The 24233-nt window shown below is 38.6% G+C and carries 23 protein-coding genes; 3 read left to right on the top strand and 20 right to left on the bottom strand.

Annotated features, from left to right (window positions below; translation table 11 throughout):
- Positions 1–4 precede the first annotated feature (4 nt).
- The 5 genes from BQ7352_RS13480 to BQ7352_RS14465 all read right to left on the bottom strand — a co-directional run bounded on the left by BQ7352_RS13480 (position 5) and on the right by BQ7352_RS14465 (position 6306).
- The gene (locus BQ7352_RS13480; protein WP_072449685.1) at positions 5–2923 is read right to left on the bottom strand and encodes an insulinase family protein; all 2919 of its coding nucleotides are present in this window, start codon (positions 2921–2923) and stop codon (positions 5–7) included.
- Positions 2924–3006: 83 nt separating this feature from the next.
- Complete coding sequence (locus tag BQ7352_RS13485) at positions 3007–4533, bottom strand: polyamine aminopropyltransferase (protein WP_072449686.1); 1527 nt, start codon at positions 4531–4533, stop codon at positions 3007–3009.
- Positions 4533–4955, bottom strand: coding sequence for a DUF350 domain-containing protein (locus BQ7352_RS13490; RefSeq protein WP_072449687.1), 423 nt, complete (start codon positions 4953–4955; stop codon positions 4533–4535). The genes BQ7352_RS13485 and BQ7352_RS13490 overlap by 1 nt, the downstream gene beginning before the upstream one ends.
- 25 nt (positions 4956–4980) lie before the next feature.
- The gene (locus tag BQ7352_RS13495) at positions 4981–6129 is read right to left on the bottom strand and encodes a DUF4178 domain-containing protein (protein WP_072449688.1); all 1149 of its coding nucleotides are present in this window, start codon (positions 6127–6129) and stop codon (positions 4981–4983) included.
- 18 nt (positions 6130–6147) lie between these two features.
- Positions 6148–6306, bottom strand: a complete 159-nt coding sequence (locus tag BQ7352_RS14465; RefSeq protein ID WP_143143402.1) for a 5'-methylthioadenosine/S-adenosylhomocysteine nucleosidase — start codon at positions 6304–6306, stop codon at positions 6148–6150.
- Positions 6307–6701: 395 nt separating this feature from the next.
- Here BQ7352_RS14465 and BQ7352_RS13505 point away from each other — a divergent pair, with 395 nt between their 5' ends.
- Positions 6702–6896: a hypothetical protein gene (locus BQ7352_RS13505; protein ID WP_072449689.1), complete on the top strand. Its 195-nt coding sequence runs from the start codon at positions 6702–6704 to the stop codon at positions 6894–6896.
- An 87-nt stretch (positions 6897–6983) separates the two neighbouring features.
- Here BQ7352_RS13505 and BQ7352_RS13510 read toward each other — a convergent pair whose 3' ends face one another.
- The 3 genes from BQ7352_RS13510 to BQ7352_RS13520 all read right to left on the bottom strand — a co-directional run bounded on the left by BQ7352_RS13510 (position 6984) and on the right by BQ7352_RS13520 (position 8743).
- Positions 6984–7625, bottom strand: coding sequence for a phosphoribosyltransferase (locus BQ7352_RS13510; RefSeq protein WP_072449690.1), 642 nt, complete (start codon positions 7623–7625; stop codon positions 6984–6986).
- Between the two features lie 97 nt (positions 7626–7722).
- Positions 7723–8232: a GNAT family N-acetyltransferase gene (locus BQ7352_RS13515; RefSeq protein WP_072449691.1), complete on the bottom strand. Its 510-nt coding sequence runs from the start codon at positions 8230–8232 to the stop codon at positions 7723–7725.
- A complete protein-coding gene (locus BQ7352_RS13520) occupies positions 8219–8743 on the bottom strand; it encodes a nitroreductase family protein (RefSeq protein WP_072449692.1) in 525 nt (174 codons plus the stop codon). The genes BQ7352_RS13515 and BQ7352_RS13520 overlap by 14 nt, the downstream gene beginning before the upstream one ends.
- Positions 8744–8918: 175 nt before the next feature.
- Between BQ7352_RS13520 and BQ7352_RS13525 the strand changes: the two genes are divergently transcribed.
- Together BQ7352_RS13525 and BQ7352_RS13530 are read left to right on the top strand one after the other, a co-directional pair.
- Entirely contained in the window at positions 8919–10919 is a 2001-nt protein-coding gene (locus BQ7352_RS13525) for an immunoglobulin-like domain-containing protein (RefSeq protein WP_242948592.1), read from the top strand.
- A gap of 30 nt (positions 10920–10949) precedes the next feature.
- Positions 10950–11471 carry a shikimate kinase gene (locus tag BQ7352_RS13530; protein ID WP_072449694.1) on the top strand — a complete coding sequence of 174 codons (522 nt, stop codon included), beginning with the start codon at positions 10950–10952 and terminating at the stop codon, positions 11469–11471.
- A gap of 172 nt (positions 11472–11643) precedes the next feature.
- Here the strand turns inward: BQ7352_RS13530 and BQ7352_RS13535 are convergent, their stop codons facing one another.
- From BQ7352_RS13535 to BQ7352_RS13590, 12 genes are all read right to left on the bottom strand, one after another.
- Positions 11644–12522: an anti-sigma factor domain-containing protein gene (locus BQ7352_RS13535; protein WP_072449695.1), complete on the bottom strand. Its 879-nt coding sequence runs from the start codon at positions 12520–12522 to the stop codon at positions 11644–11646.
- On the bottom strand, positions 12512–13180 hold the full coding sequence (locus BQ7352_RS13540) for a sigma factor (protein ID WP_072449696.1): 669 nt from the start codon (positions 13178–13180) through the stop codon (positions 12512–12514). The genes BQ7352_RS13535 and BQ7352_RS13540 overlap by 11 nt, the downstream gene beginning before the upstream one ends.
- A gap of 36 nt (positions 13181–13216) precedes the next feature.
- Positions 13217–13858 (bottom strand): DUF4956 domain-containing protein, encoded by a 642-nt coding sequence (locus tag BQ7352_RS13545; protein WP_072449697.1) that lies wholly within the window; start codon positions 13856–13858, stop codon positions 13217–13219.
- Between the two features lie 9 nt (positions 13859–13867).
- Entirely contained in the window at positions 13868–14722 is an 855-nt protein-coding gene (locus BQ7352_RS13550) for a ComEC/Rec2 family competence protein (protein ID WP_072449698.1), read from the bottom strand.
- A gap of 15 nt (positions 14723–14737) precedes the next feature.
- Complete coding sequence (locus BQ7352_RS13555) at positions 14738–15355, bottom strand: DUF4956 domain-containing protein (protein WP_022239103.1); 618 nt, start codon at positions 15353–15355, stop codon at positions 14738–14740.
- Positions 15356–15372: 17 nt separating this feature from the next.
- On the bottom strand, positions 15373–16089 hold the full coding sequence (locus tag BQ7352_RS13560) for a polyphosphate polymerase domain-containing protein (protein ID WP_072449699.1): 717 nt from the start codon (positions 16087–16089) through the stop codon (positions 15373–15375).
- 126 nt (positions 16090–16215) lie between these two features.
- Entirely contained in the window at positions 16216–18042 is a 1827-nt protein-coding gene (locus tag BQ7352_RS13565) for an ABC transporter ATP-binding protein (protein WP_072449700.1), read from the bottom strand.
- Positions 18035–20146 (bottom strand): ABC transporter ATP-binding protein, encoded by a 2112-nt coding sequence (locus BQ7352_RS13570; protein ID WP_072449701.1) that lies wholly within the window; start codon positions 20144–20146, stop codon positions 18035–18037. The genes BQ7352_RS13565 and BQ7352_RS13570 overlap by 8 nt, the downstream gene beginning before the upstream one ends.
- An 18-nt stretch (positions 20147–20164) precedes the next feature.
- Positions 20165–20611 (bottom strand): MarR family winged helix-turn-helix transcriptional regulator, encoded by a 447-nt coding sequence (locus BQ7352_RS13575; protein WP_242948593.1) that lies wholly within the window; start codon positions 20609–20611, stop codon positions 20165–20167.
- 248 nt (positions 20612–20859) lie between these two features.
- The gene (locus tag BQ7352_RS13580) at positions 20860–22080 is read right to left on the bottom strand and encodes an aminotransferase class I/II-fold pyridoxal phosphate-dependent enzyme (RefSeq protein ID WP_072449703.1); all 1221 of its coding nucleotides are present in this window, start codon (positions 22078–22080) and stop codon (positions 20860–20862) included.
- Between the two features lie 56 nt (positions 22081–22136).
- Entirely contained in the window at positions 22137–23456 is a 1320-nt protein-coding gene (locus BQ7352_RS13585) for a replication-associated recombination protein A (protein ID WP_072449704.1), read from the bottom strand.
- Between the two features lie 16 nt (positions 23457–23472).
- Positions 23473–24132: a polysaccharide deacetylase family protein gene (locus BQ7352_RS13590; RefSeq protein ID WP_072449705.1), complete on the bottom strand. Its 660-nt coding sequence runs from the start codon at positions 24130–24132 to the stop codon at positions 23473–23475.
- Positions 24133–24233: the final 101 nt, after the last annotated feature.

Raw genomic sequence — 24233 nt, forward strand, 5'->3', positions numbered from 1 at the left:
CCTTTTACAGTAAATGTTTGGTTTCTCCAAATACCTTTTTCTCTTGTTCTATCTTTTCTTCACTGCCTACTACACAAATACGGTTCTGTTCCATCATGGCATCTACAATCCCTGCCAGTTCCCGAATATCTTTTGGCTGCGCATTTAAGATTTCCTGACGCTCTCTTTGCATATCTTCTTCTGTTACTTTAGAAAACCATGCATTTAAAGACATATTTCCTTTTGCAGAAGGTGTCATAGGAACATCCAATTCGCTAATCGTTCCAATAATATATTTTGTCATTTCTCTTTCATCTGCATCAAAAGAACGGATAAAATCGCCTGTTTTCCTGAATACTTCCAGTGTTTTTCCCAAATTCGGATCTCGATAAGAAACTAAAAATCCGTCCCCATTTCTTCTGAAAGAGCTCATACATCCATAAGCTCCGCCTTTTACACGGATATTCATCCACAGATATTCATAGCTTAACATCACTTTTAAAATACGCAGTGCTCCTGTATATTCAAAGCCTGCCTCTTTAAAGTTACCTGCCGCTGCTACATGCTGTACCTGTCCTGCCGTCTTAAAACCTTCATTTTTCACAACGCAGGATGAATAAGAAGCTGCATTTTGTTTTTCACCTGTATAAAGAATTTCTTTAAATTCTTTGATTTTCTTTTCCAGACCTTCATATCCTTTTTCTTCTGATGTATAGCTTACCATAAGATTTTCTGCCCTGAAAACAAATTCCAGTAATTCTTTTAGTTTTGCAATAACATCTGCTTTTCTCTGTTCAAAATTTTCTTCAATATCATTTACCAGCTGATAAAAATCAACACCGCTGATTTTTTCCTGAAAACAAGAACCTGCTGAAAAATATGACAGCGCACGCATAGCCGCTGTGGTATGTCCGGAAGATACCAGACTCATCTGCAGCCTTGACTTCATTTTCGCAATAATTTCATACAGACGCTTTTCATCCTCTAATTTTGATGTTTTTAAAATTTCTTTTATCATTTCAAAAACAAAAGGAATATCCTTGTAAAGTGCTTTTGCCTTTATTCCCGCCATTGGTGTGAATTTCTGATTGTCTTTCGAGTCTGTAAACACACTAATTCCAAACAGAATACCACCGCTTCTGGCATTGATTTCATTGAACAAATCTCCGTAATCGTAATGCTCTGTATCTACATATCCCAAGACAGATTTTAAAATTCCCATATAAGGAACTAATTCTTCCGGAACATATTTCATGTCAAAAAGCAGTTCTAAATATCCAATTCCATTGGTATCAATCTCGTGGTGAAGCACCAAGGTATCGTCCACATGCTTTTCTGTATTATAGATTTTTGCACTTTCTCTGCTGATATCCTCTCTTTTTAAAAGAGGAATGGTTTTCAAAGCTTCCTCTGTTTCTTCTGCATCCTGATACTCTTTCAGATGTTTTGTATCAGCCACCAGTTTTTCCAATTGTTCCTGACTCAAGGATGCTTTATACTCTGCCAGCTTATCTGCCAAAGCTTTTTCCTTTTCCGCTGCCAAGCCTCGCTTTGGATTTACCACTACAACAGATGCGTGAGTATTGGAAAGCAGATATTTTTCAATGAGTTCTTCAAAATATCCTGTATTCGCCTTCTTCTTCAGCGCATCAAAAATATCCAGACATTTCAAACGCTCAAATGGCTTTGTATCATCATACAGCCATGTATCAAATACATCAATTCCGTACATCAGCCCTTTAGGGAAAGAAGAATAATCAGCTTCACGGAAACGGAATTCAATATAGTTAATTCCTGCTTCAATGGCTTTTTTATCTACCCCGTTCTTTACAATATCTTCTAATGTGCTGCGGATAAGAGAAAGAAATCTGTCCTTATCTGCCGGGTCTGCATTCTTCGCAATAACAGAGAAAAACGGCTGATAAATTCCGTCCTCATAAGAGCCCATAATGTCCTTTCCAATTCCTTCTTCCAAAAGAACCTTTTTTAAAGGAGCTCCAGGAGCGCTTAAAAGTGTATAATCCAGAATTTCAAAAGCAACGCTTCTTTCAATATCCAGACTGTCACCTACAACAATATTATAGGATAAGTAAGAATTATTTTCTTCCGGTTCACTTTCTGTTACAGAATACTCCATTTCCACATTTCTGATTTCCGAAAAAGCTTCCTGACGTCCGATTTCAGAAGTAACGGGAATTTCATCATACTTGCTTAAGTATTCCTCATCCATCCAGTTCAGGCGTTCTTCCATATCCATATTTCCATACAGATAAATGTAGCTGTTTGCCGGATGATAATAACGGCTGTGGAAGGATAAAAATTCAGAATATTTCAAATCAGGAATACACTGAGGGTCTCCTCCTGACTCCACACCATAAGGTGTATCTGGAAACAGGGAATTAAAAATTTCTCTTTCCAGCACATCCTCCGGTGAAGAAAACGCACCCTTCATTTCATTATAAACAACTCCGTTTAAAGTAAGAGGGGCATCTGTGTTTTCCAGCTCATAATGCCAGCCCTCCTGACGGAAAATTTCTTCCTTTTCATAAATATTCGGAAAAAACACAGCATCCAGATAAACGTGCATCAGGTTTTTAAAATCCTGTTCATTGCAGCTTGCCACCGGATACATGGTCTTGTCCGGATAAGTCATGGCATTTAAAAAGGTATTTAAAGAACCCTTTACCAGTTCCACAAAAGGGTCTTTTAATGGAAAATTCTCAGAGCCGCACAATACACTGTGTTCCAAAATATGCGCCACTCCTGTGCTGTCTGCGGGAGGTGTACGAAAAGCAATATTAAACACCTTATTGTCATCCTCGTTTTTCAGCACCATCACTCTTGCACCGCTTTTTTTATGCTTTAACAAATAACCTTCGGAATGAATATCCGAAATTTCTTCCTTTAAAATCAACTCATAAGCCGGTATTCTATCCATATTCATGGCAATTCCTCCAAACTACTTTTTTCTAAAATAACAGTATAGCACAAATTGCCCTGTTCTCCTAGGGTACTGTCTCATTTACTTTATTCCCAATTTTTCTCTGCTTCCAGATAATACTGTAAAAGCTTCGGACTTGACAAAGAATTTACCCCCAGTTCCTTTTGGGAACGTTCATCCTCTCCAAAAAGAAAAATCCCCTGCAGATTATCCTGTGTCAGAAATTTTCCCTCCTGCTGCAAGGTCAAACCTTCAGTCTGTATCTCTGTTTTGGATGCCAGCTGAAATCCCCAGTCTCCAAAAGAAGGAACCTGCACATGATAAGGATATACAAAGGGCAGCTCCTGCTTTACGGTTTCATGAATACACCAAAAAGCATCTCCGGCATAATAAGGGCTGGTAGACTGAACAGCCATAACTCCCTCCTCAGAAAGATTACGGCTGCACAGGCGATAAAATAAATCCGTATACAATTTATTTACAGTCTCACTGTTGGGGTCAGGCATATCTACCAAAATAACATCATAAGTCCTTTTTCCAGCATTATTCTCCAGAAATTCATAGGCATCTTCATTATAAATCTTTAATTTAGGGCTGTCTAAAGAGCCCTCATTTAATTTTTTAATATCTTTATGACTTCTACAAAGCTCTGTTACCCCTGCGTCCAAATCCACTAAATCAATTTGCTGTACTTCTTTATATTTCAGCACTTCACGCACGGCAAGCCCATCTCCGCCTCCTAAAATCAGCACCTTTTCCCGTTTCTTTGCCGCTGACATAGGCACATGGACTAAAACCTCATGATAACGATATTCATCAGAAGAAGAAAACTGAATATTTCCGTTAATATAAAGACGCACATCATCTTTATGCTTGGTAAGCACTAATTTCTGATAAGGTGTCTGTTCCGAATAAATAATCTTATCACGATACAATCCCTGCTCAATACTCGATGCCAGATTTTCTGAAAACAACATTCCCAGTATCATTCCTGCACCGGCAATATAAATCATCACCTTCCAGAGAACCGTTCTTCTTATGTATTGGCGATAAGAATACAAAATAAACAGAGAAATTCCCAAATTCATTGCTCCTACTAAAAATGCCGTAGAAAAATATCCCAGCTGGGGAAGCAAAAGCAGTGGAAAAGCAATAGAACCTGCCAATCCGCCAATATAGTCAAAACTGAAAATACTGGACAGGGTAATACGCAAATTCCCTGCATTTTCCTCAATAATTCTGGTTAAAAGAGGAATTTCCAGTCCAACCAATACACCAATTAAAATAATTTCACTGTACATGACAAGGGAATAACTTTCTAAATATACATTTGCAAGAAACAGCAAAATGGAGCTGGTTCCTCCCAGTATTCCCACGCCGATTTCCACGAAAATGAACCAGTCAAATAATTGTACCTTTACAAACTTGGATAAATAAGAACCCAGTCCCATGGCGCACATATAAAGTCCTATGGTAATGGAAAACTGCAAAATGCTGTCTCCCAAAAGATAGGAACTTACAGAACTGATTAAAAGTTCATACACCATGGAACAGCCGGAAATCACAAAAGTTGTAAACATTAAACGTCTGTATGAAAATTTCTTTTCCTGCATTACATAATTACTCCACTGATTACAATTGCCAGTCCTACAAAAATACCGGCTGTCATAATACCAGCCGCCGGATTTCCGTCACCGATTTCTTTATTCAAATCATATTTACGGTTTAAAAGCAGCGTAATAAAATATCCGATAATACAGAAAATCAGTCCAATTACATAATAATAAACCGTAGACGCCACGCCTTCTAAAATGCTTTCCTCCACTACTGCCGCCTGCGGAGACATAATGGCTGCCTTAATAATAATACCGATAGCTACAGAAATACCGGCAGTCACACATCCTACAGCCACATTTCCTTTTTTAATTTCTGTGGGAAAGTGACAGGGAATTACCCAGTCCACCACCATATTTCCTAAAAGCATCAAACCGGTTCCCAGTACACAATAAATAACAATTAACAATAATTCTTCCATAAAATAGTCCTCCATCTTTTTCTATTTATTTTCCAAAACCAGTTCCGCCTCCGGAAGAAGTTCTTGTGCCTGTACTCCCCTGACGCACCGTATTAGAATAATTCTGATATGTATCTGAGTAATTATACTCAGGCGCTGTGCCACTGTAATTCTGATAACCACTTGCCCGATTGTTATATCTGGAAGCATCTCTTGAAAATCCCCTGAAATAGTAGAAACTATGATAATGCCTTGATGTTGTAGGTGTGGCATGGTAAGGGTCTGTGGTACTTTGATATGTATAAGCCCTGCTGCTTACCTGTATCATAGTTTTTCCTTCTTCGCTCTCATACACCAGACAGTACTCATACTTTGTTAGAATTGCCACACTTTCATCCTCTGTATTTTCCTGTACATCTTCGGTTTTTCCATCAATCGCCATAATAATATCTTTTGCCGCCATTTCTATGGAGCGATGGGTGCTATATACATCCGCTTTCTCATCTTCATTCAAATCTGAAGTAATGGACGTTTCATAAGAATAAAAAGATGAGTCTTTCAAGTAATTTCGAATTTCCTTTTTTGATACACTTCTGGTAATTGCCCATATTCCCCACGCCATGACTGCTATTAGAACTAATGCAATGATTTTATTGGTAGTTCTTTTCTTATTTTTCACCGACTGGGGATGTCTTGGCTGGCAATTATTATAATCCACACGAAACTGGCGATTTCCTGCCTGCTGCAAATCACTGGCAACTTCAATCTCATCTTTATCCAGATAATAGCCCTTTGCGTACTCTGTTTCACCGTCCCAATGTTCCACGGACATCAAATATTCCCCTGTACTGTCTTCGTACTCTGTATAAGAAGCTTTCTCCCCCTGCTCTGCGTCCACATTGCCAAACCAGCCTAACACCTCTTCTACACCGGAGTCTGCATTTTTCCAGCCTTGGGCATCCAATTCTTCTTCTGAAAATCCCTTACTGTCGCATGATGTATAAATTGCATACTCATCATAAATTTCATCCACGCTTAACCAGCGTTCCTTTCCGTTCTGAAGATTTTGTACATAATATTCTGTCCAGCGGGCTCCGTCACTGCGGTTTACAAGCTCAATGCCCCCTAAAACCTGATAAAGTTCTCCTTCGATTTTAATGCGGTCGCCTTTTCTGAATTTCAGTGCTTCTTCCATCTTATTCCCCCTCTCTCCTTATTCTTTCCACTTTTTTAACAGCAGTCTCACAAACTCTGCCGACTTTTCCGATACTTTTTTACAGTTTTCCTCAAAATTATCTTTTGCTTCTTTATCGGTACAACCTGTAATTGCTCTTACTGCCAGAAAAGGAGCTTTTCTTCTCCCCTCTTTCACTTTGCATAAATTCACTGTGTTTTTATAGGTTTCAGTATACAGGAAAACGGAAAATATAGCCAGAAATTTTTTTATGATTTACGCTATTGCTATGGATGAAAAAGTGGGATATTATAATAATAAAAGAAAGAAGGTTGAAGCAGTACAAATAGAATACAGCAAAAAAGCAGTAAAATATATAAACTCTGCGGATAAACTTACGAAAAAAGCGCTTAAAAGAAGCAATTGAAAAAATCCCTTTAGGTGATATTAAAAAATTAAAAGGTATAAATGAAGCTTATAGGCTTCGTGTTGGTGATTTAAGAATTCTTTTTTCAATGAAAAACGATATTATTTACATCGAAAATATTATCCCACGAGGTCAGGCATATAAAAGATTGTAGGGGGTTTTAAATATGAGTCTGGAAACGTTAAAAAATCTAATTGAACTAGTACCTGAAAGCGATATTGATGTACTCTATAAGGTTATTATCAAATTCATTCCAGAAGTTGAGCCAGAACCAGATGAACTGGCTGCTCTATTAGAGGGAAGACAAGATAGAAAAGAAAATGGAACAATTTCTCATAATGACATTGATTGGGATTTGTAAAACATAAAAATCACAAAACAGAGCTGTCACGTTAAATATCGTTCAGAAAAATTCTGAATATGTATTTAATGCGACAGCTCTCTTTGTTTACAATTTAGAATACCCATATCCGTTTACAATGGCATCAATTTTTTCATGTCTCTTGCACATCGGACAATCCTGTGCATGATAGGACTCATAATTTGGAATATCCTGTTTGTGGAAAACTGCATTAATGTCAATTCCTACCACTTTATTTACCGCACTGAAAATAGATGATACACCCTGAATTTTTCCTCCGTAATACAAAACACTTTCCATACACTGGCGAAGTGTTTCCCCCGTGGTAATGGAACCCATTAAAATAACTACGTTTCGATTTCTTACCATGTGCTGGACATTATCACGGAATAATATCTGACCATTCTGATGAAATTCAGGAGTTACAATATAAATGGTTTTATGTGCATTCATGGAAAGCACTCCTGCCTGTGCCAGCTCTTCTGCCAGAAATGCTCCTACAACTTCAAGTCCGTCCAGACAGATAATAGAGTCTACCGGAGTTGTAGTTTCATATCGCTCTGCTAATACAGCGGCAATTCTACCAGCTTCCGCACATCTTGTTTTCATAGTAGTCATGTCCAAATAATGAGTAATATGAGACTGTGAAGTTACAAAATGTCCTGGAATAACCTTTAACTGGATTTTTTCATCGCTTTTCGCGTACACCTTAAACATCCTTTTCTCCATAAAAATCCCTCCTTGCTAAAGTTTTCTGATAATTATATTTTATCAGCTTTTTAAGAAGAAATAAAGAATGTTTTTCTTTATATTTTCTAATCTTTTTCTATATCTCTATCCAATATCTCCTCGTCAATCTCTTTTTCCCATCTACCACATTCTCTATTTTGTCTTGCATCACTCCACCATTTTTTTCAATAACAGCGATAGAACCATAATTATCATCTTTGCAGGTAAGCAATATTTTTTTTAACGGCAAATTTTTCCTAATATAAAGAATGGCCTGCCGAAGCATTTCCGTTCCAATTCCCTGCCCCCATTTATCATATCGCACACCATAACCTACATGTCCGCCCAGTCGTTCTAAATTTTCTGTAAGTTCATGGCGAATGCTTATTTCACCCAAAAATTCCTGTTCATCTACAAACCAAAGACAGGTAGCAGGAACCCAGCCATTTGGCAAGTTTTTTCCCTTTTCCATATCTTCTGTGTATTTTGCCATCTGCTCAAAAGGCATATCAAAAAATTCATATAATTTGATATTCTTTTCTTTATATATTTCTGCTGCCCTATAATAACTTTCTGCATACTTCTTATCTGGTTTAATAAGCTTCATAATGTATTTTTCCCCTCTCCAATTCTTCCAAAGTATGCGCTTTCGGATGTTCTTCCAAAATCCCTATGGAAAGAATAGCCTCTAAAACATACTCGTTGGGTACACTTAATAATGTGCGGCAATATGCTTCTGTACTTTCTCCGTTTTCTGCTTCCCGCAGTCTTCCCTGTATCCAGCAGCTTCCAAGTCCGAGACTGTCTGCCATTAAATGCATATTGCTCATAGCAATGGAGCAATCCTCCACCCACACATCTGTTTTGTCCGGATTTGCAAATACCAAAATTGCACAGCCGGCATTTTTCAACATCTTTGCTGCTCCGACTCTGCAGTGAGACAGTTTTTCAAGTGTTTCTTTCTCCTGCACTACCACAAATTCCCATGGTTTTTTATTTCTTCCTGACGCTGATAAAAGTCCTGCCTGTAAAATTTTATCCAGTTTTTCCTTTGGGATTTTTTCTCCTGTATAATTTCTTACACTTCTTCTATTCTGCATTATCTGTAATAAATTCATAAACAAATCCCCTCTTTCCTATCAATCTATACTTTTTACAATATTTTACCGCATTGGACCGTATATAACAAGAAAACTTTTCTAAAAATCTATTATTTTCTGCAAATTTTAGTTCCCTTTCCTTCCATTTATGGTATAATTTATATACAAATATAAGATGAAAGGAGTTGTTTTTATGAAAGCGAAAAAAATAGCAGCAATCAGTTCTGCAATCATTTTTGGTGTATCAACTGCACTTACAGGAATGCCTACCACCACATTAGCGCAAGAGCAAACTGTAACAGAAGAAGCAACTGCAACTGAAGGTCAAAAAGCGGAAGCTCAAGAACCTTCAACAGTCCCCGAAACTCAGGAGAAACCACAAACTCAAGAGCCGACTACTACTCCTGAAGCTCAAGAGAAACCACAAACTCAAGAGCCGACTACTACTCCTGAAGCTCAAGAAAAACCGCAAACTCAAGAGCCGACCACTACTCCTGAAGCTCAGGAAAAACCGCAAGCTCAAGAACCCGCAACAACTCCCGAAGCTCAGGAAAAACCAACAGGTATTTCTATTGATGAGAAAAACTTTCCTGATGCCGTTTTCCGCAAATATATAGAAAATAAAATTGACAAGGAAAACAATTCAAAAGGTATTTTAACACAAGCTGAAATCAATAGCGTGACCTCTATGATGCTTTCCAGTTTAGACATCTCAGATACAAAGGGAATTGAATACTTTACAGAATTACAGACTCTCAGCATCTATAATTCTAATTTGTCCTCTTTTTCCTTAAAAGGACTAAAAAAATTAACAAAGCTCTCGATAACATCTAATAAAAAACTGACTACTCTAAACCTTTCTGATTTACCGAATTTGGAAATTTTGGATTGTTACAGTAATCATCTGTCTTCCATTGATGTTTCCAATTTCAAAAAGCTTCGTGAAATAGACTATCATGGCAATCTCGAACTCACTACTCTTGATTTTAGAGGCTGCGATAGCTTAGAAGTCGGTTACCACTCTGTCAGCCAGGAAACAGTTTATATCTCAGCCGGTATGACAAAATATGTCGGCTGTAACCTTGTATCCTATCATACCGGCAATATGGTTATTGACTTGGATGGATTTTACACAGTAAATCCAGATGGCAGTAAATCCGTAGATTTAAGTAAAGTGATTTCTCCTGCCCTCATCAACGTTTTGGCAAAGGAAAATCACTCCTCTTTTAACAAAGATACAAGTATCCTTACCATACCTGCCGGCGATAAACAAACAATCTTACAGGCAGGAAAAGATAATAACAACAAACCAACCCATTGGACATTCTATACTGAAATTACTGCTGTAAATGACTGTACTGTAAAGTTTGACACTATGGGTGGAAGTATTGTAGAAGACCAGATTATTGCCAATGGAAAAACAGCTACAGAACCATCGGCTCCTACAAAAGATGGATACCTTTTTAAAGGATGGTATCTGGATAAGGAATTTTCAAATCCTTATGATTTTACCACACCTGTGACAAAGGATATTACATTATATGCCCTTTGGGAAAAAGAAGCTGCTGCAAATACCCCGCCGACAATTACAGCAAACGACATAACATTAACCGTTGGCGATACCTTTAATCCTTTGGATTACGCAGCTGCTTCCGACAAAGAAGACGGCGAAATCAAACTTACCAATGACAATGTAATAAAAAATGACGTAAACACTGCAAAAGCAGGTACTTACCATGTCACTTATAAGGTTACGGACAAAAACGGTGCTTCAACAGAAAAAACAATCACCATAACCGTCAATCCAAAACCTGCCAAAATCAACACACCGCCTGTTATCGATGCAAAAGATATCACATTGACGGTCGGCGATAAGTTTAATCCTTTAGACAAAGTAACCGCAACCGATAAAGAAGACGGAAAGCTGAAGCTTACCAAGGATAACGTAATAAAAAATAATGTGGACACCTCCAAGGCAGGAACTTATTCTGTTACCTATAAGGTTACAGATAAAGACGGCACTTCTGTGGAAAAGACCATTAAAGTAACCATAAAGGAAAAGAAAACCGAGAAAAAAACAGCTCCGAAAACAGCTGATATGGCAAATATAGGTCTGCTTGGCTCCATGTTTGCCGGTTCTGCGGGTGTCTTGTCCTTATCTCTCGGAAAGAAACGCAGAAGAAACAACAAATAAAAACAACATCACAGAAAGGCTGGATTTTATATGAACTCTTTGCAAAAGCAACATTTAATCTTAATTGGTTTTATGGGAACAGGAAAAAGCACCGTTGCCCGCCAGTTAAGCAGACAATTAGAACTTCCGTTTTTTGAAATGGATGAAATGATTGTTCAGGAACAGGGAATGGAAATTTCCAATATTTTTCAGGAAAAAGGAGAAGCTTACTTTCGTGATTTAGAAACAGCGCTTTTAAAAAAGCTTCTCCAAGAAGAAAAAGGAATTCTGTCCTGCGGCGGCGGAATTATACTGCGTGACGAAAATATTCAGGCAATGAAAAAGCACGGCACTGTTATTCTTCTCACTGCAAAACCGGAAACCATTTTAAAAAGAGTGCAGCATAACCAATCCCGCCCTGTTTTAAACGGAAAGAAAAATATCGACGATATCACAAAATTGATGAAAGAAAGAGAAGAACGCTACCACATGGCTGCCGATATTCTCATTTCCACAGACGGAAAATCGCTTTCTCAGATTTGTGAAGAAATCACAACTATGGTTACAAAATAATTTTTCATAACTTCATGAAAAAAATATTGATACATTTTATGCTCAGTCTGCGCTCGCTTTGAGCTTGTAATCTCAAAGTGTGCTCGACAAATTCGCTAAAAATGTATCAATATTTTTTGTTTCATAGGAGATTGCGCAACAGCGCAATCTCCTAATGTGTCATTTTTATTTCTTAGTCTTCCTCGTCTTCCGTTTCTTCTTGTTCTTCTTCCTCTGTATCCTCCGGTTCTTGATTTTCCTGTGCCGACGTCTCCGGTTTCTTATTTTCCTGTTCCGTCACCTCCGGCTCTTCCGGTTCTTCTGTTTCCGGCTCTATATCCGTCTCCTCACTGTCAGGTTCATCCTCCTCTGAAAAGCTTTCATCTTCTTCATTTTCCGGCTCCTCTGCATCTTCTATATCCGTTTCTGTATTCTCCTCGTCATCTTCCTCTGCCGGTTTTGGTTCTGCTATGATTTTCTTTCCCGTGATAATATCTGTTTTTTGTTTTTTATCAGGTTCTTGAATTTCTTCTATTTTTCCTTTCATATAAGTTACATTCTCGTTTCCGAAAATTTTCTGTAAAGCTTCTTCAAGTTCTTTTGAAACCTTTTCGTCTTCTTTATACATTGCGTAAACAACTGTCAAGCTACCATCCGCATCACGGAGTTCTTCTGCGATTTCTTTTAAATCCTGAAGTTTTTGACCTTCTAAATCCTTTAAGGCTTTTAAAGACACGGTATCATCGTAAGAATAAGCATCTTGAATTTTATAATTTTTATCAATTTTCACGCTGACTGATTTTACACCTTCTAATTCCACCATAGCATATACCTGTTGGCTAAATTGTGGCAGCAGCAAAGAAGTGATGCAAAGAAGGATAGCTGCCGCAATGGCTGCTGCTTTTTGCCACTGCAATGTCCGCACCTTTTTGTACCGATCTTCTTCCAGCACATAGACAGCAGCTCCTACTTTCATTCCCGCTTTCTTTTTTATACGAATAATCTCCCCATCTTCTGTCATTGCTAATGCGTATCCGTCTTTTATTTCCAAAATAATCACTTTATGATACATTTTTACACCTCGTTCCCCTTATCCAATACAAAAGACTTGGAAATTCCTTTGCAAAAATAATCATTGCGCCAAGAATAAAGCTTTTGCTTCGTTTGATTACCTTCTCTGTAAGCTCTGCCAGAACAGCTACCCTTCGTATGGGAAGTTTTCGTTTTCTGTACGTTTCTTCTACGATTTCTTCATCCTTTCCTGCTTTTTCGGCTGCATCTAAAGCTGTTTCTCTTGTATCCTTATGGCGAGGCGCTTCATCTGCCAGTTTTTCAAAGGTCAGCCCAAAGAAAAGAAGCTCCTTTTGATATTTTAAAATTTCCTGTTTCAGATGATTATCCTGCTCCTCTGCCTCTTCTGCCTGAAAATCCTGCCCTGTCTCATAAAGCGCATCCAGAGACACCACCTTTTCGTGCTTCTTTTCTTTTTCCACATAATTTTTTAATCTGCTGACAATTACCAGCTTTGCAAAAGCTAAAAATACACCTTTTTCCGGCTGATATTTTTCTATGGCTTCTGTAAATGCCAAAAGTGCAATTTCAAACTCTTCATCATTTTCAATAGAAATATAACGTCCTGTAAAGCTGCTGACTGTTTTTATCAAAAAAGCCATATACTTTTCAATCAGGTATTCTATATTTTCTATACTGATTTCTTCTTCCTGCCCCATGGTAACTCCTTTTCCGTTTTCCTGCCGTATATTTTCTTAACTATTTTGAGCCAGAAGATTAACGCTGTCAATACCTCCCATGCCAAAAACTGCCTCTATGATTTGATTGCCTCTTTCTTCAGGAAGCTGTACCTCATAAACAATCTCAAAAGACTCTGCCAGAATATTTTTTGCTCTAATCTTTACACTTTCTGTCTGTTCTTTTACCAACTCCTGCATTTTGTCCAAATCCGTATGACTGCCTCGAATTACCATAAGCATGGCTGCCTGCTTTGCCGCTCTTTTCTTTGTTCCAATCATCACACATGCCAGTATCAGAGAACCGGCTGCACCGATAAAATAACTCTGAGTAGCCGCTGCCAAACCGATTGCCATAGACCAAAAAATAAATCCGATATCTCGGGTGTCTTTAATATTGGTACGAAAACGTACAATGGAAAGTGAGCCCAACATCCCCAGAGACAACGCCAGATTGGATTGTATCAAATCCATCAGCACCGTAGAAATCAGCGCCATTGTCACTAAGGTAACGGCAAATTGGGGCTGATAGCTTTCCTTGGTATTTGCCAGCCGATATGCGCCATACAAAATCACAGAAAGGAGCAACGCTGCCGCAAGACTGATTAAAATTGTTATAGGTTCGGGTTTCTGGTTAATCATATTAAATATTTCTTTCATATTGCCACCTCATTCTTTCTCAATCAAACAAACATTTACTTCTTTTCCATCTAAAATAAAATCAATACCAAGCTGATTTCCCTCTGAATAATATGGTTTTACACCGCATTTTTCTAAATTTTCCTGCGTTTTGGTATTTACGGACTCCGGATTTTCTTCTGCATTTCCGGTAATTATTCCGTATTCCGGATTTACTCGTTTTAAAAGCGCAGGACTTGTTGCATCCTCTTCTCCATGATGGCCCAGCTTTAAAATATTTGCAGAAATTTTTCGATTTTCTGACAGGTACTCTGCTTCTTCCTCTTCTTCCATATCTCCTGTAAAAAGGCAAGCTGTTTTCCCATAAACTAAACGCATTACTACCGAATTATTGTTTTCATTTTCATAATTTGTTTTATCGGGAAGCCAGATTTCTCCGGTTGCACCTCCCAAGTCAAGGGCTTCTCCGCCTGCCAGCTCTGTAACCGATACGTCGTATTCCTTTGCCAGAGCTTTTGCATCTGTTTTTTTATACGAAACATCATCTTTCCCTGACAGATAAAGCTTTTTTACCGAATATTCCTGTAACAGCATCTCCAAATTTCCAGCATGGTCCTTGTGTCCGTGGGAGAGAAAAATTCCTTCCAGCTCTTTTACTCCCTTTTTCTGAAGCACTGCCAAAATTTGCTCTCTGTCTTCCTTTTTTCCTGTATCCCACATATAAAAATTTTTATCCGGTGTTTCGATTAAAAAAGCGTCTCCTTTTCCTATTGTGATAAAAGAAATCGTCAAGGTTCCTTCAAATTTTTCTTCTTTTTCTCTGCATCCAAACAACAGACAGCTGAAAAATAATATTCCCACACACAATCCTAATCTATATTTCATAATGCCCTCCTGCTCTTATGCAACCTTTGTCTTCGGCGATAAAATATTTACGCCGTGAATACCTTCCATTTTGCTGATTTTACACAGCAGATTTTCTTCCTCCTTTTCTTCTACTCGCACCTTATATACCAGTTCAAAGGTATCTGCAAATACATTTTTACTCTGCACAGAGCTGCCCTGCGCCTGTCCCAGCATTTCCTGTACAGGCTCTAAGGTCTGCTTTTCCCCACGTACAATCACCATTCTGGATTTTTTCCGCTCAAAGCTGTGATTAAAAATCAGCAATACCGTACCCAACAGCAAGGAACTGACAAAGGAAACTGCAAATGCACCTACTGCCGAAGAAATTCCAATGGACAATGCCCAAAAGACAAATCCTAAATCCCTAGGGTCTTTTGTATTGGTTCGAATTCTGCAAATAGATAAAGAACCCAACACGCCTAAGGACAGCATAGGATTGTCCTGAATTAAAGTCAGTAAAATTGTAGAAACAAATGCCAGCATCAAAAGTGTAATATTAAACCGCCTGTTATAGGTCAGTGCATCGTGGCAAAAACGATACACAAGCATCATCAAACCTCCTGTAAAAAGTGTAAATACAATACTGATTGCCAATTCTATATTTCCATTCATGTTTTTCACCCTTTCCGTTAATAATAATATTCTTTTAAAAGCTGCCTTGACGTTCCGAATTTGCTGGGAGGCTTTTTACTCAAGTCGCATTGTGCCAACACATCCTGTATCTGTTTAAATAAAAATCGGTCGTATTTGATTTCCAAAATTGTCTGGTCTTTTGGCATGGCTGATTTAAAATTTAATTTATCACTGTATAAGTCATAGCAAAAATCACAATACCTTAAATGATTATCCAGCGTAATTCTGGTATTAAAATTCTCGTGTGTGTATGCCCTCCTGTCATACTCAATAAGGGAAACAGGGCGGTACAGCCTGCTTGTCATCAAATCATAGGCGTATCCTGCCACATCGCTGTCATAATTTAAAAGCGCTGTAAAATCTCTCTTTAAAAGCCGCTGCGCATCTTCTCTGGATATTACTAAGCTCTCCTTTAGTTCTCTTCCAAAGCTTTTCCTTTTCAGTTCAAATTTCGCTGTGGCATCCTCCGTATGGTAAATCCTCACACGAATTCTCTTTTTTTCATCTGCCCCTCTTTTCTTATCTATATAGTCCTCATTTGTAATACTGTCAAAATATACACTACGTACGGTATAGCCGTCATATCCTCCGTAAGCGTCCGGTGTTAAGATATGGTCAAGGGCATCTAATAAAAATAAACGGTCCTGCAATGACAGCAAATATTTTACTTCTTTTCTGGATACAGAAAGCTTTGTCTGCTTTTCCTGACTCATAGAAAAACCTCCTCTCGTCTTTTACTATATAATACCGAGAGCTTTTTTTATTTCGGGCCCTTTTTTGCAAAAAAATAGAGAAAAGATAAAAAAACTATCTTTTCTCCATTTTTTACTATATTTTCTTTATATGCTTTCCGCTTTTTCAAACTGACTGTTATACAGATTTGCATAAAATCCGTTTGCTGCCAAAAGGGACTGATGTGTTCCCTGTTCAATAATATCTCCGTCTTTCATAACCAGAATTAAGTCTGCATCACGAATGGTTGATAATCTGTGTGCGATGACAAAGCTGGTTCTGCCTTTCATCAGGTTATCCATAGCCGCCTGAATACGTTCCTCTGTTCTGGTATCTACGGAGGAAGTTGCCTCATCTAAAATCAGGATTTTATTGTCAGCCAAAATCGCTCTTGCAATGGTAAGAAGCTGCTTCTGTCCCTGTGAAATATTGCTGGTCTCTTCATTTAAAACCATCTGATAGCCTCCCGGCTGGGACATAATAAAGTGATGGGCATGCGCTGCCTTTGCTGCTGCAATAACCTCTTCATCCGTGGCATCCAAACGTCCGTAGCGGATATTTTCCATAATTGTTCCGTGGAACAGCCATGTTTCCTGTAATACCATTCCGAATAATTCTCTTAACTGAATGCGGTTAAAATCTTTAATGTTATGACCGTCAATGAGAATTTCACCGGAATTTACATCATAGAAGCGCATTAAAAGCTTAATCATGGTAGTTTTTCCTGCTCCGGTCGGTCCTACAATGGCAACCTTCTGTCCTGCTTTCACGTCACCGCTGAAGTCGTGAATAATCAAATGCTCCGGCTGATAGCCGAACGCAACGTGACGGGCTTCTACATTTCCTTCTATGGTTGTGATATCCACAGGATTTTCTGCTGTCTGGTCTTCTTCTTCCTCATCTAAAAATTCAAAGACACGCTCTGCCGCTGCTGCAGATGACTGAAGCATATTGGTAACCTGCGCAATCTGCTGAATAGGCTGAGTAAAGTTTCGAATATACTGGAAAAATGCCTGAATATCACCTACCATAACCTTTTCTTTAATTACTAAAAATCCACCTAAAAGAGCTACCATAACATATCCCAGATTTCCCACAAACTGCATAATCGGCATCATCATTCCTGAGAAGAACTGAGAACGCCATCCTGTGGTATACAGCTTTTCATTGGTTTTCTCAAATTCACGGATAACATCTTCTTCTTTGTTAAATGCTTTGACTACATTGTGGCCGCTGTAAATTTCTTCTACCTGCCCGTTGACTTCTCCCAGATATTTCTGCTGCTGCTGGAAATATTTCTGCGAATGTTTCATGACTTTTCCGATAATCATCATGGAAATCGGCAAAATCAGAATTGCCGCCACAGTCATATATACGTTAATGGATAGCATCATAATCAGAACACCAATCAGCATGGTAACAGAGGTAATCAACTGGGTAAAGCTCTGGTTAATACTGGTCTGCAGGGTATCAATATCATTGGTAATACGTGATAAAATTTCTCCGTGTGTTCTGCTCTCAAAGTATTTCAAAGGTATTTTATTGATTTTTACGGAAATGTCTTTTCTCAGATTATAAGTAACCTGATTGGAAATTCCCGTCATAATAAAGCCCTGAATAAACGAGAAGGCAGAGCTGATTAAATACAAGCCCAACGCAAACAGAAGAATTTCACCGATTTTTCCAAAATCAATGCCTGCTCCTCCGCTTATCTTGGAAACAAGACCTTCATACAGCTCGGTGGTTGCCTTTCCCAAAACCTTAGGACCTACAATGTTGAAAATCGTACTTCCCACTGCAAATACCATCATCACGGCAAGCTGAAGTCTGTAACGCTTCATATAGTTTAACAGCCTTTTCATTGCTGTCTTAAAATCTTTGGCTTTTTCTGCGGACATGTGTCCTCCATGTCCTCTTGGTCTTCCATTACTCATCGGCTAATTCCTCCTCTGATAACTGTGACATGGCAATCTGGCGATATACATCACAGGATTTCAAAAGCTCCTTATGAGTTCCCTGTCCTACCACATGACCTTCATCCAGAACTAAAATTTTATCTGCATGAAGAATGGTACTAATTCTCTGTGCTACAATCAGTGTAGTGGCATCCTTTGTTTCTTTTTTCAATGCCCTTCGCAATACTACATCCGTCTTATAATCCAATGCAGAAAAGCTGTCATCAAAAATATAAATCTCCGGATTTTTTGCAATGGCTCTTGCAATGGACAATCTCTGCTTCTGTCCGCCGGAAACATTGGTTCCTCCCTGTGCAATGGCTGACTGCACACCGTCTTCTTTTTCTTCTATGAAATCCCATGCCTGCGCAATTTCAGCTGCTCTTTGTACTTCTGCTTCTGTGGCAGCCTCTTTTCCGTAACGGATATTGGAGTCAATAGTGCCGGAAAACAGCACACCTTTTTGCGGTACATAGCCAATTCGTTCTCTTAATTCATGCAACGGCATCTGTCGGATATCCACACCGTCTACCAAAATTCTTCCTTCTGTCACATCAAAAAATCTCGGAATAAGATTTACCAGCGTGCTCTTGCCACTTCCTGTACTTCCGATAAACGCAACCGTTTCTCCTCTTTTTGCAGAAAAACTAATATCCGTAAGAGAATTTCCGTCTGCACCGGGATAAGCAAAGCCCACATGTTCAAAGACCACTTCACCTTTTTGTTCTTCTTTCGGCTGCACCGGATTTTCTTCGTCTTTAATGCTGACTTCTGTTTCCATAATTTCATTGATACGTTTTGCCGCTACATTGGCTCTCGGTATCATAATAGACATCATAGTAATCATCAGAAATGCCATAATAATCTGCATTGCATACTGCATAAATGCCATCATATTACCTACCTGCATATTGCCCGCGTCTACGGCATGAGAACCGTTCCACACAATTAAAACGGTAATGGCATTCATCAAAAGCATCATAAACGGCATCATAAATGTCATACAGCGGTTTACAAAAAGATTGGTTTTTGTCAGCTTTGCATTGGCATCCTCAAAACGTTCTTCCTCATGCTTTTCTCGACTGAAAGCTCGAATAACCGGCACACCGGTAAGGATTTCTCTTGCTACCAGGTTCAACTCGTCAATTAAATACTGAAGCTTTGTAAATTTCGGCATAACCAGCTTGAAAACAAGGAAAACAAACAGTGTAATCACAACCACTGCCAGCGCTAAAATCCATGTCATGGATGCGTCTGTCTGGAACACCTTATATACACCGCCAATTCCTAAAATCGGCGCATACAGAACAATACGAAACAGCATGGTAAAGAGCATCTGTACCTGCTGCACGTCATTGGTGCTTCTGGTAATCAAAGAAGCAATGGAAAAATGGTTTAATTCCTCTCCTGAAAAAGAAATCACCTTGCGATAAACACTGTTTCTTAAATTTCTTCCCAATGTTGCCGCAACCTGTGAAGACAAGAAGGTAACCATAACGGCTGCTGCCATGGCAAGAAATGCCAGTCCCAGCATCTTTAAACCACTGAATAAAATATAATTCGTCTGGAGCTTATCCATATCCTGCCCCTGCTGCTTATATTCCTCCTGCACAAAGCTTACGGCTTTTTGCGTAATAATAGAGTCCGGAATTTCTTCAAGCTTTGCTCTGGCATCTTCTAAAAAAGCTTCTCTCTGCTCCTTGGGCATCTGCGCTGCTGCCTGAAGCTCCTCTTCCTTCATACTGCCTGCAATCAGCTCCGGAATACCCAAAATGCTATTGAGTTCCTCTCTTTCCTCTTTTGTGGTTTTCTTTAACCGATACTGCTCATCCTCTATTTCATAAGCGTTTAATACCGTATCCTGTTCCTCCTGCTCCATAAACAACAGCAGTGTTTCCAAATTTTTCTGTTCAATGGTCTCTGGCACTCCGTCTTCCACGCCTTTTTGCTGAATTCCTACATTTACAATCTTAGATGTATAATCCGGCAAAGACAAATCGCAAAATGCCTGAACAAATAAAAGAAGGATAATCATTACAATGTAATGCCATCGTTCTTTCATATAATGAAACATTTTTAACATAGTGTCCTCCTTTACTGCCTACATACAACAATGGTGCTTATCATCTCCGCCCAAGTTTTTAATCATCTGGTCAAAAAAGCGTTTCATGAGACACATTTCACTCTCTGAAAAACCGGAAAAGACCATTTTTTCATTTTCTTCCACACATTTTCTGGATTTTTCAATCATTTTCTTTCCCTGTGCCGTAAGATAAATACGCACCATTCTCTGGTCATGCTCATCATTTCTTCTCTCAATAATCCCTGCTTTCTCCATACGCTTCATGGAAACTGCCACGGTAGGGGCGCTGATATGCAGTTCTTCTGAGATTTCCTTCTGGCTCATACCATCCCGCTTATCCAATAAAATCAGCAGTGGAATTTGCTTGGGATGAATGCCTGTTTCACTTAAAATCTTAAATGTATTTCTGTAATACAGATGGGTAAGCTGCACAAATTTTCCATGCAGACTGTCATCCTTCTCCATTTTAATTTTTATGCTCCTTTCCTTCATACAGTGAATACGAAGTTTTCGCTATATTATTTAGTCGACTAACTTATATTATGGCAGAAGTTATGAAATATCAAGCAGATTTTTGATATTTTACACTTTTTTTAGAAATAAGTCACATGATATTTATTAGTCAGCTAATTTAATTTCTTATATAACGAGAAAAGAACTGCCACTCGATTATTTCTTCATGTGACAGTTCTGTTTATAACGTTCGTTTTTCTTTATAATTTCTGATGATATCCTGCAAAAAAGTCTCTTAATTTTCCCGTTGCCTTTCTCAATTCCTCTACACTTGGCAGATACACAATTCTGAAGTGATCCGGCTCTCCCCAGTTAAATCCCTTTCCATGTGTAATAAGTACCTTCTTTTCTTTTAAAAGATCTAAAGCAAACTTTTCATCATCTAAAATGTTGAATTTTTTTGTGTCCATTTTCGGGAAAATATAAAACGCTGCTTTTGGTTTCACTGCAGATAATCCGGGGATGTCATTAATTGCGTTATAAATATATTCTCTCTGCTCATAAATTCTGCCCCCCGGCATTAAATATTCATTTACACTCTGATAACCACCTAAAGCAGTCTGAATAATTGCCTGTCCCGGAACATTGGAACAAAGACGCATATTAGAAAGCATATTTAAGCCTTCAATATAACCTTTTGCCTTTTCCTTCGCACCGCTTAACACCATCCAGCCACATCGAAATCCTGCTATCATATGAGATTTTGAAAGTCCGTTTAGGGTAATGCAAAATACATCCGGTGCTAAAGAAGCAATGGAAGTATGTTCAATTCCGTCAAACACCAGTCTGTCGTAAATCTCATCAGAGAAAATCATCAGCTCATGCTCTCTTGCGATTTCTACAATTTCCTGCAAAAGCTCTTTTGGATATACTGCTCCTGTAGGATTATTGGGATTAATCAATACAATTGCTTTTGTTTTATCTGTTATTTTGCTCTTAATATCTTCAATATCAGGATACCACTCTGACTGCTCATCACAAATATAATGTACCGGTGTTCCTCCTGCTAAAGAAACACAGCCTGTCCAAAGTGGATAATCAGGTGACGGCACTAAGATTTCATCGCCATTGTCTAAGAGTCCCTGTGTCACCATATTAATTAACTCACTGACACCATTTCCCGTATAAATATCATTAATTGTCACATTGGGAATTTTTTTAATCTGACAATACTGCATAATCGCTTTTCTCGCAGAAAAAATCCCCTTGGAATCTGAATAACCCTGTGAATCCCGAAGCGTATATATCATATCTAAAATCACTTCTTCCGGGGCTGAGAATCCGAATGGCGCAGGATTTCCAATATTCAGTTTTAAAACGTCAATACCACTTTCCTGCATACGGTTTGCTTCATCTAAAACCGGTCCTCTTACATCATAACATACGTTTTCTAGTTTTGATGATTTCTGAAATGTTCTCATAACTCTGCCTCACTTTGTTTTTATTGGATTGATTTTATCACTTTACTTTAAGAAACTCAACTGTTTTCCTTGATTTTTTTGAAATAATCCCTGATATTTTGCTCGTATCCATTCTCAGTAGGACTATAAAATACTCTTCCCTGAAGTTCCGAAGGCATATACTGTTGTTCTACATAATGGTTAGGATAATCATGAGCATATTTATATCCTGCTCCATGTCCCATTTTAGATGCCCCTTTATAATGAGCATCCTGCAAATGTACCGGCACAGTAGTTTTTGTATTTTTCACCGCTTCCATAGCCTCTGCAATAGCCATATAAGCTGCATTGCTCTTTGGCGCAGATGCTACATAAGTCACTGCCTGTGCCAATGGAATTTGTGCCTCCGGCATGCCAAGACGCTCCACCGCCTGTGCCGCTGCCACTGCAACCTGCAGCGCCTGAGGATCTGCATTTCCAACATCTTCTGCAGCGCAAATCATAATACGGCGGGCAATAAATTTAATATCTTCTCCTGCATACAGCATTTTTGCCAAATAAAATACTGCTGCATCCGGATCTGAACCTCGCATACTTTTAATAAAAGCAGAAATAGTATCATAATGATTATCTCCAGTCTTATCATAGCGGACAACTCTCTTTTGAATACACTGGGAAGCCGTTTCTAAATCAATATGTATCTTGCCATCTTCACTTTTTTGTGTGGTAAGTATACCCAATTCAAGGGCATTTAAAGCAGCTCTTGCATCTCCTCCTGCAATATCTGCCAGAAAATTTTTGGCATCCTCATGGAGAACTGCGTGATAGCTTCCCATGCCCCTTTCACAATCAGAAACCGCTCTCTCTAAAAGTTTACAGATATCCTCTTTTTCCAAAGGTTTCAATTCAAAAACAATGGAACGGGAAAGAAGCGCTCCATTCACTTCAAAATAAGGATTTTCTGTTGTTGCCCCTATTAAAATCAAGGTACCGTCTTCTACAAATGGCAGTAAATAATCTTGCTGACCTTTATTAAAACGATGAATTTCATCTACAAAAAGTATCGTTTTCTTTCCATACATTCCCAAGTACTGCTGGGCTTCCTTCACCACTTCTTCCATGTCCTTTTTGCCGGCTACTGTGGCATTAATCTGCTTAAATCTGGCGCTGGTGGTATTGGCAATGACTTTTGCCAAGGTAGTTTTTCCTGTTCCCGGTGGTCCATAAAAAATAACACTGCCCAGCTTATCTGCTTTAATGGCCCGGTATAGCAACTTATCCTTGCCGATAATATGTTCCTGCCCTGCCACTTCCTCTAAAGTAACAGGTCTCATTCTGGCTGCCAGAGGTGACTCATTTTCCAGTGTCTGCTCCTTCATATAATCAAATAAATCCATCTCTGTTTCTTCTCCTCTATTCTAAAAGTAATTCATCTACAGTAACAAACTCATATCCTTTTTCCTGTAAAATATCTACAATACGAAGCGCTGCCTCTACAGAGGAAGCATAAATATCGTGCATTAAAATAATATCACCTTCTTTCACATCTTTCACTACCCTTTTTACAGTTTTCTCTACATTTTCTGTTGTCCAGTCCAATGAGTCCACATTCCATGACACCGGTATCATAGTAATATCAAAATCTAAGTTTTTTTTCCATTCTCCAAAAGGCGGACGTACAAAAGAGGTACAAATGCCTACAGTATCATAAATTTTATTACAAGCCATTATAACTTCTTCTTCTGCCTCTTTCTCTGAAATTCCCTTTAAATTCACATGATGATAAGTATGGTTTCCAATAAGATGACCTTCTGCTTTCATCCTCTTTACTACATCTTCCCTTCCTTCTATGTTCTGCCCAATGAGAAAAAAAGTTGCCTGCACACCCCTCTCTTTTAATCCGTCTAAAAGTCTCTCCGTATAAATTTCATGCGGACCATCATCAAAGGTCAATGCAATTTCCGGGTGATCCTGATCCGAAAGCTCATTTACTGTTTCTACGGCCCGTTCCATTCCTTTTTCCCCTACCCAAAACAGAACAAAAAAACACAGGATTAAAACTATTTTTTTCATAATTACCCTCTGATTATCATCACTCTATTATATTCTTTCTTGACAGAAACAACACCTTAACCTTACAATATTTTTGATTTAAACAAATAAGAGGAGCATTT

Origin of the sequence: Blautia sp. Marseille-P3201T, from assembly GCF_900120295.1 — a bacterium.
In the GTDB taxonomy this organism is placed as follows: Bacteria; Bacillota; Clostridia; order Lachnospirales; family Lachnospiraceae; genus Blautia.